The sequence below is a fragment of the Lacticaseibacillus camelliae DSM 22697 = JCM 13995 genome (assembly GCF_001311195.1).
Classification (GTDB): Bacteria; Bacillota; Bacilli; order Lactobacillales; family Lactobacillaceae; genus Lacticaseibacillus; species Lacticaseibacillus camelliae.
In genome coordinates this window covers 1-16,626 of record NZ_BBAJ01000049.1, presented here as the reverse complement: position 1 = coordinate 16,626, position 16,626 = coordinate 1, and the positions used below count along the sequence as shown (strand labels likewise).

The following is a 16,626-nucleotide window of genomic DNA, read 5'->3' as shown; positions in this document are numbered from 1 at the left end:
GCTACCAAGCTTCCAAGGCCGCGGCGAACTTTGCAACAGTTGACTTTGCGAAGGAATTGGCCGATGAAGGCATCACTGTCAATTCAGTCAATCCAGGCTGGACGGCCACCGGCTTCGGTGGGCGCGACGAAAGCAAACCCCCGATTCCCGGGATGCAAAGCATCCAGGATGGTGCCAAGCATGTTGTTGAAATGGCCACGACCAGCAGCAAGGATACCCTGACCTTCACGGAAACTGCCGGCCCACTGCCTTGGTAGTTTTTTTTCTCCGGAAGACAGACTAAAAGGGCTCCTGTCCCTCAACGATTTGTTGAAGGGCAGGAGCTCTTTTCAGCTGCGCCGTAAATTACTTCAGCGCGTCTGCCACTGCCTGGTTCACCGTTGCCTGCTGGCTTTGAATCAAAGCCACCCGGCTGGTGATCACGCTGGTGTCCATCTTGATCTCGCGACCAAGCCCTGGCACGTCGATTTTCGGTTCAAAGAAGGCCTTGAACTCATCCAACCGCTGCTGGGTCCGGAACACACCGGCGGTCACCGTGATGTAAGTGGTGAACTCCATGTCGCCACCGACCGTTTCGTTCAGCCATTCCCAGTTATCGCGCAGCCAGTCCCAGGCGAGCTGTTCGCCCTTTGGATTGGCCAGGACACCGCGGTACCAGCTCCGCAGATCCTGCGGTTTGATGGTATCGGGATCTTTGTAAAGCGCGATGATCTGCTTAAGGACCGCCTCGTCATCGCTAGCCGGGAGCGCCTGCGCCAGCGCGCTCTTCACACTCGGGTCAACGGCCGTACGGTAGGCGTCAAGTAACTGGTCAGCCAACTGAGTGCTGCTGAAATGCTCAGTCTCATTGGCCAAAATGGCCGGCCGCGCCGATGCCGGCAAGCTTGCCACGTCATCAGCATGCTGCTGGAACAACTTGTGCTCTTGGGCAATCGCGTCCGAATTTTCCGCATAGCCGGCCGCGCCCAAGATCCAGTTGCGAGTCAGCTGATCATCAACGGATTCACCGGCCTTTTCGGTCAGACCCAGACGTGCGTACTGCTCAGCGGACAGCTGGTTGTAGAAGGCTTTAAGCTGCTTTTCTTCCGCAGAATCAGGCGCCACAAACTTGCGCAGCTGGCGGGCTGCCTGGTAAATCGCCGTGTTGACAATGTTTGACTTGCTGTCCTTGAAGCGCTTCAGCAATGGCACAACCGCGGCGTAAGTCGTCACGCCGGCCTCAGCCTGCAGGCGGGTGTCTTGGATCAGCTGCAGCTTGGTGGTCGGGTCTAATTGGTCGGCGTCTTTCAAAATGTCAGCCAAAAGCGCATCGTCGTACTTCACGATGAAGTGCGAGTTGTTGCCCACGTTCAGACGGAATGGCTTGCCTTCCTTGGCCCGCAGGTCAGCATAATCGCCCAGAACGATTTCCTTGTCCTTCATGATCTGTGGCGCTGCGGCGTAGTTACTTTCCAGCGGAATCTGCCACTGGCGGCCGACATCCTTGCCTTCACCGATGAAGAACTGCTTCTGACTCAGCGTCAGCTTGCCATTCACGACCTTCGCAGAAACGACGGGGTATCCCGCTGTTCGAGCCAGGAATTCATGATCGCCCCAACGTCGAGGCCGGACGCATCGCCCAGCGCTTGCCACAGGTCGGCACCTTTGGCATTGCCGAACTTATGGGCGTCAAAGTATGCTTTGAGCCCTTTGCGCAGCTTGTCATCGCCAAGCAGTGCCCGCACCATGACCAGCATCCGCGAGCCCTTGGCGTAAACAATCGCGCCATCGAAGACGGAGTCGATATCGGCGGGGTCCTCAACAGAAACATGAACGGACTGAACCCCGTCTGTCGCATCACGCTGCAGCGCAGAAGCACTTCGGCAATTTGATACAACTCCCAGATGCGCCAGTCAGGTTGCAGTGCATCCACACTCAGGTATTCCATCATGTTAGCGAACGATTCATTAAGCCATAGGTCATCCCACCACTTCATGGTGACCAGATCGCCGAACCACTGGTGAGCCAGTTCATGCGTGATGACCGTCGCCACGTACTGCTTGACGGACAAGGACGTGTTGTCCGGATCAATCAGAATTGCGGCTTCACGGTAGGTCACTAGGCCCCAGTTCTCCATGGCACCGGCTGAAAAGTCCGGCAGCCCCAACTGGTAGGAGTGTGGCAGCGGATACGGCGTCTGATAGAAGTCCTCGTAAAACTCAATGGCGCGCTTGGCGATGTCCAAGGCAAAGTCGAGCTCCTTTGGCTGGTGGGCCTTGGTCGCAAATACGCCGATCTCAACGCCGGATTTGGTCTTCGTCAGCTTCTTTTGCATGTCGCCGAAGGCAAACGCGATCAGGTAGGTGGACATGCGCATGGTCGTGTCGAAGTAGTGAACGCCGTTTTCGACCTTCTTCTCGGGCATGTTGGCAATAATGAGGTCTTCCGGCTTTTCGTCGAACTTAATGGCAACGTCAAAGGTCGCCTTGGCCTCTGGCTCATCAACGCCAGGAAAGGCCTGGCGCGCTGCAGTCGACTCAAACTGCGTGCCGATGAGTTCCTTCTTCTGACCATCAACGGTGTAGTAAGACGGGTAAATGCCCATCATCGAATCCGTCAGGGACGTGCTGTAGGCGATGGTCAATGTTGTCTCACCGGCGGCCGGCAGCGTGATATCAAATTTTTCGTTAGCGTCATCGACCGTGAACGGGACGTCTGCCCCGTCAACAGTGACTGACTCAATTTTGAGGTACTTTTGATTCAACGCAATTTGCGGTTCGAGTGCCTTACCAATGACGGTAGTTTTACCCACAATTGTCTTCTTGCCCCGATCGATATCAAGGTACAAGTCGTAGTGCGAAGGTTGGAACGTTTCGTATAAGTGTTTTGCCATTATTTCCCCTCCGAAATTTTAGTGTGTTTTCATTATAGCCTATTCAGCGGCTCGATGCGCCGGTTTGGCCCAAGTTCGTCCGCAACCAGCCGAAATGAGCCCCTTGAACCCACCTAATCCATAAAAAAAGTTACGCACTTCGTCGGCGACTTTCGGTAGGAATTCGTGTCCGTACTCGGGCAGGACGTACAGCTGCTTTTTCCCAGTCAGCTGGTTATAAGCGGCAAACTGTGCCGGGATCGGGACGACCTGGTCCTGCAGCCCCATGGCCCACACCAGCGGCGTTTTGATGCTCGCAGCAAAGTGCTGCACATCGATGTACTCAAGCGTATCAAAGAACTGCGCCTCCCGTTTGTGCAGCGGATCGCGGTACTTGAACCAGTACGCCAGCTGGTCGTAGCCGTTAGTTTCCGCGCCTAACTGGTAGGCCTTGCGGTAGTCACACAGGTACGGGTAATTCACATAAGCGCGGTGAATGGTCGGCACCAGGCCAAGTGTGGCCAGGGTCAAGCCGCCGCCTTGCGAGCCGCCCATCGCGTACAGTCGCGATTGATCCACCCCGGGCATCCCCGCGAGTAAGTCGGCGGCCTCCGCACAGTCGAGAAAGACGCTACGATAATACAAATTCGCCGGTCCGTCCTCGACCCCACGGATGATCAGGCCTTTCAGAGTGCCACCCTTGGTCTTGGTCGTGTCCTCGCTCGGCCCGCCTTGCCCGCGAACGTCGATGGCCAGCACCACAAAGCCCTCGGCGGCCCAGCCGAACTTCTCGGTGAAGTCGCCAGCGTCCACGTGGTAGCCATGAAACATCAACAGGCCTTTGTGTCGCTTGCTCGGATCAAACGGCTTGGGCATGATCAGCTGCGCGTGAATGCGCGCGCCGCCGACCCCGGTGAACCAGTAGTCGTAGGCTGAGCCAAGCGACTTTTAATGGGCACCGGCGTCTGGTGCACCTCAGGGGCAACGGCACGCATTTCCTTGAGGCCCAGCGCCCAGAACGCATCGAAATCCGCCGGCCGCTGGCCCATACCGCGGTAATCTTTGAACTGTTTAATATCAATCATCGTTTACTTGGCCTTCGCCTTATCGACCAGTGCCAGCGCCGTCGCGAGGACCTTCTCGCCGTTCATGCGGCCGTAATCCATCATGTTAATGGCTTGAACCGGCACTGGCAAGTCAGCCTGCAATTTGCGCACCGCATAGCTCACCTGCGGCCCGATGAGAATCACATCAGGATTATATTTCGCCACTTGTGATTCCAGTCCGTTGACGCCAATCGCCGTGATCTCAGCATCGACTCCCTGAGCCGACGCGGCTTTTTTTTCATTTTCGTGACCAACAAACTACTGGAAAACCCACCAGCGCATGCCAACAAAATATTCACCTTTGCCATATGAAAACCCTCTCTTTCTTTACACGATTAGAGTAGCTTTCCACTTAATTGATTGCAACCGTTTTCTGTAAACTTTTCATCTGTGTTTTCAGGTCGCCTTCCCCCGCCTAATGACATCTTTGTCTCGACAGGGTATACTCACTTTTAACCAGAAAGAAAATATTTGGAGGAAACGCTCATGGGCAATCGTTCGCGGGCCTACCGCGTTAGCATGCAGGCACTGTTTCTCGCGCTGATCGCCGTGCAGACCATGGTCCCCATGCTGGGGTACCTGCCACTCGGCTTCGTTAATCTCACCATCATTCACATCACCGTCATCATTGGGGCCATCATGTTCGGTCCGGGCGAAGGACTGTTGATTGGCACGGTCTGGGGTGTTTTGACCATCGTTCGCGCCTACACCGCTCCGACCAGCCCGATGGACACCTTGGTGTTCACGAACCCACTAGTTTCCGTTGTGCCCCGCATGCTCGTCGGGGTGTTTGCCGCGCTGACCTTCTGGGGCGTATACAAGCTGTTCAAGAAGGTCGTCATCGCCAGCGTTGTGGCTGGCGCCATTGGCTCTTTGACCAACACCGTACTGGTCCTGCTGGCCATGGGCACGCTGTACACGGTCCTGTGGCCTCAGCATACAAGGTGTCAACCGGAGCCTTGGGTAAGGTGCTGGGTGCAATCGTCGTCACCAACGGCGTGCCCGAGATGATTGCGGCGATGATCATCACGCCGCTGATTGTTGGGGCCTTGGTCGCCGCGACTCACATTCGGCCGTGGCGGGCAGACAAATAATGCTGGCAAAATCAGCCGCCTCGAGTCCTCACTCGTGGTGGCTTTTTTTGCATGACAAGGTTTGCTCGCGATTAATGCAGAATGTATTTAGACCAAAAAAATACGTCGGTCAGGGGTGAAAAATGCGCAAGTTCCAAATACCGGAACATTAACATTGATCTTAACTAGGCCTAGAAAAGACCTGCTTGATGCAAGAATTCTTAGTCAGGATGAGTTTGACGCCAAAAAGCGTCAAATTGTGGGACTGTAAAAGCTTGAATCATGTCTGTGCCAACTGACGCAGATGTGATTCAAGGCTTTTTTTTCGTGCTTTAGATTGCGATGTCACAACTCTCGTCCGCCTCGGACAACACAAGAGCATTGCATTTTACCCTAACAGCACCAAGGACACTCCTTCACTAACCAGATGAATGATGTCGCGTGCGGAACGGTCACCCTTGGTGCTGGGCCAGGTAGTTCTGCTTGTGGAACCAAGCCACGCTTTTATCGAAAACGGAAACCATATCGTTCGCAAAATACAGGATATAGGTGAAGAACAGGGTCAGGTTAGCATCCCCCTGCAGCGCAGTGACGCCCCAAAGCACGATGGAGAAAAGGCTTTGAATGATCCAGAAGTAGTACTGGTCTGAAAACCGCAGCGTGGCAAGCAGCGAGCCCGTCACGCCGATGGTTCCGGTCAGCGCGTCGATGACTGGGCGCGGGGAGATGAACAGGTGCGTGTCCATGAAGTACAGCAACCCGAACACGACCACAAAGAAAGCGGCAACCCCGAGATACGCACGCGCCCCAACATCCTGCAGCTTGCGGACGCGGGCGCCAACGTTTTTGGCCCAGCTCGGCATGAGCAGCACCGGAATGTCGAGCAGCACGATGTAAGAAAGCTGCAGGACCACGTCGGCAAAATTGCGGGCCCGCGCCGCCACCAGAATGTAGATAATCGCGCTGGTCAGGCCAAAGACTCCATTTAGCGGCCGAACGTTGGTGATCGAAATGGTGCAAGTAAAGCCGAGCATCCCCGCGACCATCGTCAGCACCGTCCACACCGTCAGTTTATTGACGATTGTGGTGCCCAGGATCACGCCAAGGCCAAACATCAGCAGAACGTAACTGGAAAACGTCCAGCCGCGCATCTGCTGAACATACCAGCGCGGGTCAAAAATACTGGTGATCGCCTTGTCTTGGTCGATTGAATCTTTCATTGATAAGCCCCCAATTTTTGGAAAGTGCGTTGTCAATTATAGGCGGATAACGGTGATGCATTCAACGTTGACATTGGCTCTCACCGGTGTTACTGACACTGAAAACCGCCTTGCGTCAGTGAAAGTCTTACGCCAATGCGCACCATTAATTGTGTCCCAAACGACTACACAAAATAATCCGTTCGCTCATCAGGTAATCCCGTTTTGCGCGGCGTTGTGGCCCGTTCTCCCTTCACCATCGCAAGCGCAACCCGCACTGCATTGTCTGGACTTAAGGCCAGCACGTGGTCATCATCCCACATCCACCCTGCACGCTGGCCCGCACGAAACTTCAGGACCTGACTGTGCGAGCGGTCGACCACCGTCAGCATCACCGTTGGATCATGCGAATTGGCCGAATCTTGGACAGCAACGGTGTACATCTCCAGCCCCTTAAACTGGTCGTCCAGAACCTCACAAACCGCGTTGATTACCTGCCAATTAGTCATCCACCACACCTCCGATCGCCCCCAGTATAGCAGAAAAGCAAACACGTGTTCGTGATCAACTAATATTTAACTGTTGGTCAGGACGTGCTGCGGCCGACTGATTCAATAACCGGCGTATTCTTTGAAACGAACTGATTGAACCTGTTAACATTTAATCAGAGAGAAGGTCGGCAGTGAATGAAATAACGCCCGTGGAGGTCAGCCAATGGAAATCATCGAGCGCATTAATGCCAGTGTTGTAGTCACTAAAACCAGTCATGGCCGAGAAGAAATTATCCTCGGCCGGGATATTGCAACGAATACGGAAAGCGAAGCCGGGCTCGCTGAAGACCGTGTCAATCAGCGCTTCACCTTGCAAACCAAGTTGTTGCAGCGGCGGTACGTGAAGCTAGTTCAGTGCGTCCCGTTTGAAGCCGCCCAGCTCGCGGCGGAAATCATTGCTCGCGCCCGGGCGTTAGGCATCAAGCCGGCCGACAGCATTTATTTGACGCTGACTGAGCAGCTGGCGATCGCCATGGCGCGCACCAAGCATCACCAGCCTGCCCCTCCACGTCTTGTGTTTGACCTTGCCGCCTATTTTCCGCGCGAAACCGGACTCGGCATTTGGGCGCTGGACCTGGTCGCCTACCGCACCGGAATCACGTTGCCGCAGACGGTCGGCGAACAACTCACGCTGACGTTTTTGCAAGCAGAATGCGAAGACACCGACACCGAACTGGATGTGGTACTCCAAGTGATGCATGAGAGCCTGCACATTGTCCAAACCGAGTTTGGCTACAGCCCGAATATTCACTCGGCGGCCTACCTGAGTTTCATCACCCATCTAAAAAAAATTTTGCCAAGCGCATGTACCATCATCAACCCACTGCGGCGCATGACCGCACGCTGATTCGCGACATCAACACCCGCTACCGGCATTCGGCTGCAGTGGCAGAAAAAAATCACAGACACGCTGCGGGACCGTTACCTGTATCAGCCAACCGCCGCGGAGTGCGCTCACCTCACGCTCAATATCGAGCGCCTGATCTACCATGCTCAGGCCAACTAAACCCATAATAAGCAAAAGTGCCACGCCCAATAATTGGCGTGGCACTTTTGCTGTTGTCAGAACGGTCAGGCCGCCGAAGGGTATCAATTGGGCTGGCCGCTGCGAATAATTTTTGCGATTGGCCGGCCCTTGGCCAGTTCATCAACCACCTTGTCCATCTCACGCACGCGCCGCATCAGTGGGTCGGTGACCTTTTCAACGCGTACCCCGCAAATCATGCCAGAGATCTGGTCGGCGTGAGTGGTCCATTTTGCCTGGTCGCAAAAGTGGGCCACTGTCAGCGTTTCGGGAAGGGCTGCCAGCTCTTCTTCCGGCCAGCCGGTCAGCCAACCCAGCACCGCGTTCAACTCCGCCTGGCTGCGGCCCTTACGCCTTACCTTATTCAGATACAGGGCGTAAATCGACGCCATTTTCATTTCACCGACCGATTTTGTCATGATGGGCCTCCTGTCGTGTGCGCTTGCTAAATTCAGTATACTGGCCCGCAGTTGCTCTGCCAACCACCGTGAGTCTCTCTGTGACCAAATTGAAACAGGTGCCAAGATGCTTTTGCCTTTCGCATCCACCGCCGAATTTTGATACAATGAAAGCGGTTAGAAAATTTGTAGGAACAACTACGCAAATGGAGGTTCAAAATGAGTTTTCCCAAAGGATTTCTGTGGGGCGGCGCCACTGCCGCCAATCAGTACGAAGGCGGCTTTGATGAGGATGGCAAGGGGCTGACGGCCGTGGACGTGACGACCAACGGCTCGGCGACTGAGCCGCGTAAAGTGACCTGGAAAAAGGCCGATGGCACCACTGGCTTCTCACCGATGGTCTGGGGCAGTGATTTCGCGGTTCCTGCCGATGCCACGCCAGCCGTGCTGCCGGATTACTACTACCCGAGCCACGGTGGCACCGACTTTTACCACCATTATCAAGAGGACATTGAATTGCTCGCGAACATTGGCTGCACGACTTTCCGCTTCTCGATTGCCTGGAGCCGAATCTTCCCAACCGGCGAAGAAAGCGAGCCCAACGAAGCCGGGTTGGCGTTTTACGACAAGGTCATCGACGAATGCGTCAAGCGTCATATCGAACCTTGCATCACCTTGCAGCACTACGACACCCCGCTGGCACTGGTGCAGAAGTACGGCGGCTGGGCAGACCGCAGACTGATCGACCTGTTCGAAAAGTACGCCACGGTCGTCTTTAAGCGCTACGCCGGCAAGGTCCACTACTACACGACCTTCAACGAGATCAACGCCATGGACGAAGCCCCTTACCTTGGCGGTGGCCTCACCGACCCGACGCCGCAAAACCGCGCCCAAGGAGCCCACAACCAGTTCGTTGCCTCCGCGAAAGCCGTTCGCGCGGCACACAAAATCGGTAGCGACATCCAAGTCGGGATGATGCTGGCCTATCAGCCTGTTTACCCGGAGACCTGCAACCCGAAGGACCAGGTCGCGGCAATGCTCAACATGGAGCGCGGCCTGTTTTACGCCGACGTTCAAGCCGGCGGTGAATACCCCAAGTCCCGCTTGATTCAGTACCAGCGCGAAGGCATCAAGCTGGATGACACACCAGAGGATTACGAGTTGTTGAAGCAGTATCCCGCTGATTTTCTCAGCTTCTCCTGCTACACCTCATCGGTCGTGACCGCTGACCGCAGCCGCAATGAAAACGCCCAGGGCAACTTGGGCGGCGGCACCGTGAAGAACCCCTACCTAGAGACCAACGCCTGGGGCTGGGCCACCGACCCCGACGTGCTGCGCCTCGCGTTGAACAACTTGTGGCACCGGTATCACAAACCGCTGTTTATCGTTGAAAACGGCCTCGGGTGGGCCGATGAAGTCGCTGCAGACGGCAAGATTCACGATGACTACCGAATCAACTACTTGCGTTACGCCGTTCAGTCCATGAAAGATGCCATCACCGAGGACGGCGTTGACCTGATTGGTTACGCCTTGTGGAGCGCCATCGACCTGGTCTCCAACGGCACCGGTGAAATGAAGAAGCGCTACGGTCTGGTTTATGTTGACCGCGACGACTGGGGCAATGGCAGTCTCAAGCGCACCCCTAAGGATTCATACTACTGGTATGAGAAAGTCATCAAATCAAACGGCGAAGACTTGGCATAGTCGCTGAATGCCAGCACAACCAATGAGCAGCCAGCAGCGGCTGCTTCTGTCACATTTATACGCAATGGAATTTACCAGCTGAAAAAACGGTGCCGCTCTCAAGAGGTGACACCGTTTTTTTGGTTTAGTTCGCGACTTCGATAGTCACGGTCACCGTTTGGGTTGTTCGGTTGATGACCCCCAAATCGATCGTCACGCCAGTTTGCTTGCGCGAAGCGGCCAGTGGATCATCCGCCCGCTGACCAAATGACATCATACTAGGTACGCTCTGCTCATCGACGGTCACCTTCACCCTGGTTGGCGCTTGGGCCAGCGGAACAAAGACCTTCAACGGTTGCGAAGCGCCGTCCCCGGCGAAGTGACCCAGGCGTGGATGAATGGTCAGCGTGATGTGCTGCGCGTTCGAGGTGCCTTCAATTAGGGTCGTTGCCGACTCACCCTTCGCGTACGCCAGACCGTCCCCAGCGTCCTCGTACCACGAAAATCGCCCGGCTGCGCCTGGGAAGTACTCGATCATGCGCTCAGGCTGTTCGGCCCCTGGATTCTGCGCCGCGCGCTGAGCCACGACGATGCTCCCTGCTTTGACAAACACCGGCAGCTCGGCCAAAGGCGCCGCGATGTCCGCATAAGTGCGGCCGCCAGCCAGCTGCTTGTTGGACCACAGGTCATACCAGGTGCCTTTGGGCAGATAAAGGCTCGGCCGCTGGTCTGTGCCGTCTGACTGCAAGTGATAGGCATCCATGATTGGCGCCACTAGGAACGCATCGCCCAGCATGAACTGATCATCCAGCGCGTGGCCAAGCGTGTAAGGCGTTTGCTCCGCCCAAAAAGTCGGCCGAACGATTGGCGCACCGCTTTCTCGGGCCTGCTGGGCCAGCGTGTATAGATAGGGAATTAGCGTGACATGGTAGCGGGCACACGCCCGGCAAATTGCGGCATACGGTTCGCCAAACTGCAGGCCAAGCATTTTGGGCCGATCACCCCACCCGTCCATGGACAAAAAGGTGCTGGTAAACGCCTTCCATTCCAGGTCGCGCACGTAAACGACCGGATCCGTGCCGGCGTATATCCCGTCGACGTCGCTGGTCACATTCGGATTGCCGGACAGGCCGGTGCTCGGGTAAGTCCCGATGTGGGCCCGCAAATTGGCCCAATGGCTGCCGGCCTGGTCCCCTGACCAGACCACCGCACTGCGCTGGCTGCCTGCCCAACCGTCGACCGTGTACGTGGTCGGCCGCAGATTACGCGCCCGCATTAACCCGCCAATTTTCTCCGTGGCGTTCAGACCAAACGTGTAACCCTCGCCGACCCAGGCCACATCAGTTTTGGCGGCACTGACGCCGGCGTCCAACTCACGCGTAAAGTCACGTTCGCCTTTTAGCGGATGCTGTGGGTCTTTTGGGGTCAACCGCTTCTGGGTCCACAAACCAGTGCGGACCCCTTGGCCCTTCGCCCAGCTGACAAAGGCCGAGAGGTTCGCAAGGTCACCGGCGAATGAGTCCGTCTGACCGTAGCCGGCGCCATACCCGTCATTGGGGAACATGGTCCCCAGCGGCATGCCGGTCTCGCGATAGGTCTCGAGGACGGCCCGCGCTGAAAACGGGTAGTCGTGCTCGCCGTTGAGACTTTCGTGAATCGCAGACTTCGGCATGCCATTCGTATCAGGATCCACGAAGGTCACGTGCCAGAGCCCGGGACATTCGGCACCAGCGTCAGGCCATTCACCATGATGGTCCCTGGCCGTTTACCGGTGTTGAACGACTCCGGATTGACGGGCTGGTACTCCTTGTAATACTGACCAGGGGTCACTTCGACCGCCCCGGCAGAGTCCTTGGTCACGGCCACCCAGTAATCGCGATTATACGCGTTCAGGTGGGTCGGATAGAAACTGGCCCACGGCAGCTGCGTGGGCTTGCCGGTCAGCTCATGATACCCATGGATCAGCGTCTGCGGGGTCTTACCTAGGATCAAGTAAACATCCCAAACCGGGTCGTCGTGGTGCACCCGCACGCCGTGATGCGGATTAGAAAAGTCGTACTCGCCTTTGGTGAAAGTGTTTGCGAGCAGGCCGAACCCCGCAGTGCTCCAGAAAAATGGCACCGGGCTGGTTACCCCGCCCTGCGTCCACACGTTTTCGTTGGCGATCTCAATGACTTGATCCGCCAGTGACACGACGCCGTTGCGGGTCCCGCCACCAAAAAAGGCCGCATCGGCCGGCGTGCGGAAGACCTCTGTCCACCCCTCATCGGCAAACGTCGGCAGGCCAAAAGAAAAGTCCGCCTGGCTGCCGGTGACCGCAAACCGCTGACGCACTGTATCGTACCGTACGCGGTAGTCCCTCAGTTGCAGACTTAATGGCGCCGCGACCCGGTCAAACACTCGCTGATCATGATTGATCACGATTGGCGCATCAAACGCTTGACCCGAACCGCCAGAAGCCACTGTCTCATCGGCGTGCTTTTCGACTTCGACTGCCCCCGGCACAGTCGGATGCAGTGGGCGCGCGCCTGCATATGCCAGCAAATGCAGCAAATGATCATTCACTGCGCTCACCTCAAAGTGGTGATCAGCCTCGTCAAACGTCACCTGTTGTCGGTTCAGAATTACATTTTCCATTGTCCTGCCTCACTTCGTTATAGAAAAAGCGACTGCCTGCGCAATCGCTAAACGGTCAGATTTCGATGCTTCAAGTTGGGAAATACGACCCGGTCCGCCGTGCCGATGACAAAGCCTTGGCACAGCAGCGAAAACAACGTGCCGATATTGATCGCGTACAGCTGGTGTGTGATCAAAAAGCAGATCAGGCTGATCGTGATCGGGGGAATGAAGGACACCGGCTGCGCTACTGCGGCGCGGCCGTGCAGCCACTTGAAGCGGATGATCTGCATGAAGTCGTCGTTAGGTGCATGATCACGTTCACCCGCTGATAAATTGACACGGCCACACCGATGCAGGTCACCCCAAAAATGTCCAGCACGATCCGCACCGCAAGCGGCCAGCTTCTGATCGGCGTGAGCCCCAACAAATCAGTGAAGCCCGCAACGACATAGGCAAACAAAAACATGTAAACCAGATTGCCCAGCACCCGCCGCCAGTCAAACCGGCCCAGAAACAGGACATTGGTGGCGGTCACCGCCACGCCTTCGACCAGCAAGACCACTAACAGCGACCAGTGCAGCGTGTGCGTCAGGTTGACTGCCGAGGCCGTCCACAAGGCGGAGCCCAGGTTCATGCACACGGTCAGCCCGTTGCCGAACCCATTGAGAAGAATTGAGAACACGAGGTAAAACCCCAGTTGCATGGCAGATTCATCGTGTTCGTGCGAATCAGAAGAAATCATGCGGCAGGCTCCTTTTCAATGCTTTCAGTATAGCGACCCCAAGGGAGCAAGGAAACCCTTTCAGCCAAAACCGTAACCTGACGCGGGAAGTGGGTGGCGGGCCGTCTCGTCAGGACATGCACAGGCAACCCAACTAGGCTCGCCTTATCGCTCGTGTGCCATGCTGACATCAGCGCACTGCTGAGTCAACCAGCTCCTTACTGCACCGGATTTGCGGCAAGAAACGCTTGCCACTGCTTGCCGGCCGCTTCAGGGCCAAAGCGCTTGGCAGACATCAATGCACCTTGATGCAAAGCGTGCCACAGTGGCGCCTCTGTCAGCATCTTGATGAGCTTGCTGGCAGCCGCGGATTCGCTGCCCGCCTGAACCAAATCGCCATTGACCCCGGGCTCAATCACCTCACGCGGGCCGTATTCCACATCATAGGCCAGGACTGGGGTCCCACATTCCAGCGCCTCGACCAATTGCATGCCGAAGCCTTCGTGCTGCGACGGCGCCAGCAGGACTTGGGCCTGTTGATAACTTTGCTGAAGTGCAAGGCCCGTCGTGTACGGGGCAAACAATACCGAAGCGCGGACCCCCAGCTTATCAGCCTGCGTTTCCAGCTGGGTTTGGTAAGCCGGACTCAGCGCATAGCCTCGCAGCTCCAGCGTCGCATCGGGCACCGCGGCGTGGACGCGGGCGAAGATACGCAGGGCGGCATCGGGCCCTTTTTCCGGCGCCAACCGGCCGACCATGACCACGCGATGCTTGATCCGGGCCAGGGCTTCTGGCGCGCTGGCCAAACTGATCACCGTGTCTGGCACCACCGCCGCCCGCACGTGGGTAAACTCCTGGGTCAGGGCTGACTGTTGGGCCTTGGTGCCGACCAGCACGCCGGTAAATTGTGCTGGGTGTTCAACCAAGACGGTGCGATACGCCGGCAGCAGCCTACCAGCCACCTCGTGCGCATCGTGAAAGACGGCCCATTTTTGGGGTGCTTGGACCGCGCCCACTGCCCCATCAAGGCTGCGGCGCTCGCAGAACAAACGCGCGTGGGCGTCGCTTTTGACCAGCTGGGTGAGGAAAAAAAAGTGAACAGCTCGTCCTCAGTGGTAAACCGGTAGTTGTGGCCGTGAAAGGCCAGCAACTTCCACATGGTGGGCGCGACTTGGCCATTGCGATTCATGAAGACTTCCTCGAGCACCGGCAGCCCGGCCTGGTCGAGGTAGGTCGTGCGCGCCAGCTGACCGTCCGGGTGAAAGTAGTCGACCGAGGATTTAAACCCCCGCCAGTCATAGTTTTCCCGCGCCGTCAGATTGCCGAACCGGTCGCGGTAGGTAATCGTGCCAACCAACCCGACCGTCCCCGGCATGACATCGATGCGGGCCAGCACCCGGCCATTTTCGGCCAGCGTGGAATAATTGGGGCCGTGCCCATCGATTTTATACGCTGCAAGTGGAATCTGACTCAGCGCGCGCAGTTTCTGCTCGCGCCGCGGCGTCTTGGTAGTCCCCTGGAAATAATCGTACATGTTCAGTACTTGATTCTGCCTAGTCCCAAAGTTCTGCGGTCACGATCCAAGAAGCGGTTGTAGTCGCGGGTCACATAAAGCGCTGGTTCCCCAGGCAGTTGGGCAAACAGCTTCACGCGGCGCGCCTGGGCGTGCTCCGTACCCGAGTTATAGGCAAACACATTTTCACTGATAAAATAGTTCACGACTTGGCCTCCCCAGGCTGTTGATAGCGTGCTGCAACCAGCTTGGCCGGCCAGTGCGCCTGCGCGTCAGCCAGCAGCTTCTGCCACTGCGCCCACACGGCAGCACTCGAATACCGCTTAGCCGATTCATACGCTCCGGTCGAATACCGCTGGGCCAACCCGGGATCGCGCAGCACCTTGAGCATTGCGGCCGCCAGCGCCTGGTAGTCCCCATAAGGGACCACCTGCCCGTTCACCCCGTCCTCCACAATTTCATTGGGGCCGTAGTTCACATCGTAGGAAAAGGCGATCAACCCATGTGCGATGGCCTCCATTACGGCCAGGTTAAAGCCTTCCATGCGCGACGTCACACCGAACATCATCGCCGAATTTTCAATTTGGTCGATGTCCTGCGTGTACCCCTTCAACGTCACCACTTGCTCCAGGTGCTTCGCCTGAATCACTTGCTCGACCTGCCGCCGCGCCTGGTAGTTGTCCGTGGGGTCGGCGTATCCGTATAAATCCAGCGTCACCTGCGGAAATTCCTGATGCACAATGGCCACGGCCCGCACCAAGTCATCGAGGTGCTTCTCCCAGGCAATGCGGGCAAAGGCGATGATTTTACCAAATTGCCGGTCCGCGACCGGTACCCGTTTAGCTCCCAACTGCTGATCAGGTACGATGCCAACGGCGATGGCAAAGTTCGCAGCCCGCGGGTGAAACCGCGTCGCAACGGCCTGGGCCTGTTTGGTGGTGGCAGACACCACGGCATCAAAGGCGTCTAGGTCATTAAGCGCAAACTCGTAATTATTATTCAGCACCGGATCGGCCGGGTCCTGCGCATTGGCGGTGTGCGCATTGTGCAGGTACAGCACGGTGTATGCCGGCCGTTTCAGCCGGGTGATGCCCCACTCGGCCAAGTGTGAGCGGTCGAGCACAAACACGTTGGGCCGCGCCTCATCCCAAAAATCAGCGTTCAGGTCATCGAGAAAATGCTGGGTCAGCGCCTCAATGGTCGCAAACTGCCACACCTGCCCGTTGCGGTCCGTTAGGCGCCACCCCGACTTTTGCCTTTCACCTTGCCGGTCATCGCGGTTAAAGCTTTCCAGCACCGGCTGGCCGGCCGGCGTCAGCCAAGTTTCCATTCCAATTTGATTGTCCGGCGTGTACCACTGCTGCAGGCTGACAAACCCGCGGCTATCGTACTGTTCCACCAGGTAGAGGTTGCCAAAAGCGTCAAACAGCTCAGTCGAGTGCACACGGTGCTGGTCCGGCCAGAAATTGACCCGAGCCACCAGCTGATTGCCTGCCATCACTAAGGCGCGATTTTTGGCCGGCTCGCGTTTCGCGTTGGTGTCTGCCACGCCAAAGTCCAAGTCAGCCAAAGTGATGCGGCGCGCCTTGACCTCCTGGGCTTGCTGAAAATAGTCGAACATGCTGATCAGCTGAGCGTCCGGGATCCCAGCTTGCCGCGTGTTGTCGTGCAGTTCCGGATCCAGTTGCGGATCACGATCCGGCAGTCTGCCCCGTGTTCGTTGAACAGGTTGAAACGCTTTAGCTCCGCGTGTTCGATCCCCGACTTTTGCGCATGCATCGTTTCATTAATAAAAAAATTCATGCCCGGCTCCCTTCGCAATTCGTTTACCGCTAATTATAGGCTATCAGGCAACAAATTTCGCCGGCCGCCGCCAAAGCCGACCAAA

The 16,626-nt window shown here is 56.8% G+C and carries 13 protein-coding genes and 5 pseudogenes; 4 read left to right on the top strand and 14 right to left on the bottom strand.

All coding sequences use genetic code 11. The features are described from left to right. On the top strand, positions 1-257 hold a 257-nt coding region (locus JCM13995_RS09295), incomplete at its 5' end, for an SDR family NAD(P)-dependent oxidoreductase (protein ID WP_156314412.1). 88 nt (positions 258-345) lie between these two features. Here the strand turns inward: JCM13995_RS09295 and JCM13995_RS09290 are convergent. The 4 genes and pseudogenes from JCM13995_RS09290 to JCM13995_RS09280 all read right to left on the bottom strand — a co-directional run bounded on the left by JCM13995_RS09290 (position 346) and on the right by JCM13995_RS09280 (position 4,265). Then, a pseudogene (locus JCM13995_RS09290) lies at positions 346-2,872 on the bottom strand (M1 family metallopeptidase). A gap of 39 nt (positions 2,873-2,911) precedes the next feature. After that, a complete protein-coding gene (locus JCM13995_RS09285; RefSeq protein WP_263849640.1) occupies positions 2,912-3,727 on the bottom strand; it encodes an acetylxylan esterase in 816 nt (271 codons plus the stop codon). A 2-nt stretch (positions 3,728-3,729) separates the two neighbouring features. Further along, positions 3,730-3,936, bottom strand: coding sequence for an acetylxylan esterase (locus tag JCM13995_RS17085; RefSeq protein WP_263849639.1), 207 nt, complete (start codon positions 3,934-3,936; stop codon positions 3,730-3,732). A gap of 3 nt (positions 3,937-3,939) precedes the next feature. After that, positions 3,940-4,265: pseudogene (locus JCM13995_RS09280) on the bottom strand (PTS sugar transporter subunit IIB). 178 nt (positions 4,266-4,443) lie between these two features. On the opposite strand from JCM13995_RS09280, the pseudogene JCM13995_RS09275 reads away from it, so the two are divergent. Beyond that, positions 4,444-5,051 (top strand): annotated as a pseudogene (locus JCM13995_RS09275) (ECF transporter S component). Positions 5,052-5,482: 431 nt separating this feature from the next. Here the strand turns inward: JCM13995_RS09275 and pnuC are convergent. Further along, on the bottom strand, positions 5,483-6,250 hold the full coding sequence (gene pnuC / locus JCM13995_RS09270; RefSeq protein ID WP_054664951.1) for a nicotinamide riboside transporter PnuC: 768 nt from the start codon (positions 6,248-6,250) through the stop codon (positions 5,483-5,485). 164 nt (positions 6,251-6,414) lie between these two features. Then, complete coding sequence (locus tag JCM13995_RS09265) at positions 6,415-6,738, bottom strand: hypothetical protein (protein WP_054664948.1); 324 nt, start codon at positions 6,736-6,738, stop codon at positions 6,415-6,417. Positions 6,739-6,943: 205 nt separating this feature from the next. Between JCM13995_RS09265 and JCM13995_RS09260 the strand changes: the two genes are divergently transcribed. Then, a complete protein-coding gene (locus JCM13995_RS09260; RefSeq protein WP_054664946.1) occupies positions 6,944-7,627 on the top strand; it encodes a Bg1G family transcriptional antiterminator in 684 nt (227 codons plus the stop codon). A 242-nt stretch (positions 7,628-7,869) separates the two neighbouring features. Here the strand turns inward: JCM13995_RS09260 and JCM13995_RS09250 are convergent, their stop codons facing one another. Continuing rightward, positions 7,870-8,223 (bottom strand): DUF2200 family protein, encoded by a 354-nt coding sequence (locus JCM13995_RS09250; RefSeq protein ID WP_054664939.1) that lies wholly within the window; start codon positions 8,221-8,223, stop codon positions 7,870-7,872. A gap of 198 nt (positions 8,224-8,421) precedes the next feature. On the opposite strand from JCM13995_RS09250, the gene JCM13995_RS09245 reads away from it, so the two are divergent. After that, entirely contained in the window at positions 8,422-9,906 is a 1,485-nt protein-coding gene (locus tag JCM13995_RS09245; protein WP_054664936.1) for a glycoside hydrolase family 1 protein, read from the top strand. Between the two features lie 124 nt (positions 9,907-10,030). Here JCM13995_RS09245 and JCM13995_RS09240 read toward each other — a convergent pair whose 3' ends face one another. From JCM13995_RS09240 to JCM13995_RS09210, 7 genes and pseudogenes are all read right to left on the bottom strand, one after another. Further along, on the bottom strand, positions 10,031-11,578 hold the full coding sequence (locus JCM13995_RS09240; RefSeq protein ID WP_156314411.1) for a glycoside hydrolase family 31 protein: 1,548 nt from the start codon (positions 11,576-11,578) through the stop codon (positions 10,031-10,033). A 5-nt stretch (positions 11,579-11,583) separates the two neighbouring features. Continuing rightward, positions 11,584-12,522: a hypothetical protein gene (locus JCM13995_RS09235; protein WP_054664930.1), complete on the bottom strand. Its 939-nt coding sequence runs from the start codon at positions 12,520-12,522 to the stop codon at positions 11,584-11,586. A gap of 47 nt (positions 12,523-12,569) precedes the next feature. After that, a pseudogene (locus tag JCM13995_RS18195) lies at positions 12,570-13,138 on the bottom strand (DUF6198 family protein). A 305-nt stretch (positions 13,139-13,443) separates the two neighbouring features. Further along, positions 13,444-14,187: a glycosyltransferase gene (locus tag JCM13995_RS09225; protein ID WP_156314410.1), complete on the bottom strand. Its 744-nt coding sequence runs from the start codon at positions 14,185-14,187 to the stop codon at positions 13,444-13,446. Then, the gene (locus tag JCM13995_RS09220; RefSeq protein ID WP_054664924.1) at positions 14,085-14,759 is read right to left on the bottom strand and encodes a hypothetical protein; all 675 of its coding nucleotides are present in this window, start codon (positions 14,757-14,759) and stop codon (positions 14,085-14,087) included. Before JCM13995_RS09220 ends, JCM13995_RS09225 begins: the two co-directional genes overlap by 103 nt. Before the next feature lie 2 nt (positions 14,760-14,761). After that, complete coding sequence (locus JCM13995_RS09215) at positions 14,762-14,944, bottom strand: hypothetical protein (protein WP_054664921.1); 183 nt, start codon at positions 14,942-14,944, stop codon at positions 14,762-14,764. Beyond that, positions 14,941-16,541: pseudogene (locus JCM13995_RS09210) on the bottom strand (glycosyltransferase). Before JCM13995_RS09210 ends, JCM13995_RS09215 begins: the two are co-directional and overlap by 4 nt. Positions 16,542-16,626 lie beyond the last annotated feature (85 nt).

Excerpts from the sequence above, each read along its gene's own strand:
- JCM13995_RS09285 (WP_263849640.1), bottom strand. The coding sequence starts at position 3,727 with ATGCCCAAGCCGTTTGATCCGAGCAAGCGACACAAAGGCCTGTTGATG.
- JCM13995_RS17085 (WP_263849639.1), bottom strand. The coding sequence starts at position 3,936 with ATGATTGATATTAAACAGTTCAAAGATTACCGCGGTATGGGCCAGCGG.
- pnuC (WP_054664951.1), bottom strand. The coding sequence starts at position 6,250 with ATGAAAGATTCAATCGACCAAGACAAGGCGATCACCAGTATTTTTGAC.
- JCM13995_RS09265 (WP_054664948.1), bottom strand. The coding sequence starts at position 6,738 with ATGACTAATTGGCAGGTAATCAACGCGGTTTGTGAGGTTCTGGACGAC.
- JCM13995_RS09260 (WP_054664946.1), top strand. The coding sequence starts at position 6,944 with ATGGAAATCATCGAGCGCATTAATGCCAGTGTTGTAGTCACTAAAACC.
- JCM13995_RS09250 (WP_054664939.1), bottom strand. The coding sequence starts at position 8,223 with ATGACAAAATCGGTCGGTGAAATGAAAATGGCGTCGATTTACGCCCTG.
- JCM13995_RS09245 (WP_054664936.1), top strand. The coding sequence starts at position 8,422 with ATGAGTTTTCCCAAAGGATTTCTGTGGGGCGGCGCCACTGCCGCCAAT.
- JCM13995_RS09235 (WP_054664930.1), bottom strand. The coding sequence starts at position 12,522 with ATGGAAAATGTAATTCTGAACCGACAACAGGTGACGTTTGACGAGGCT.
- JCM13995_RS09220 (WP_054664924.1), bottom strand. The coding sequence starts at position 14,759 with ATGTACGATTATTTCCAGGGGACTACCAAGACGCCGCGGCGCGAGCAG.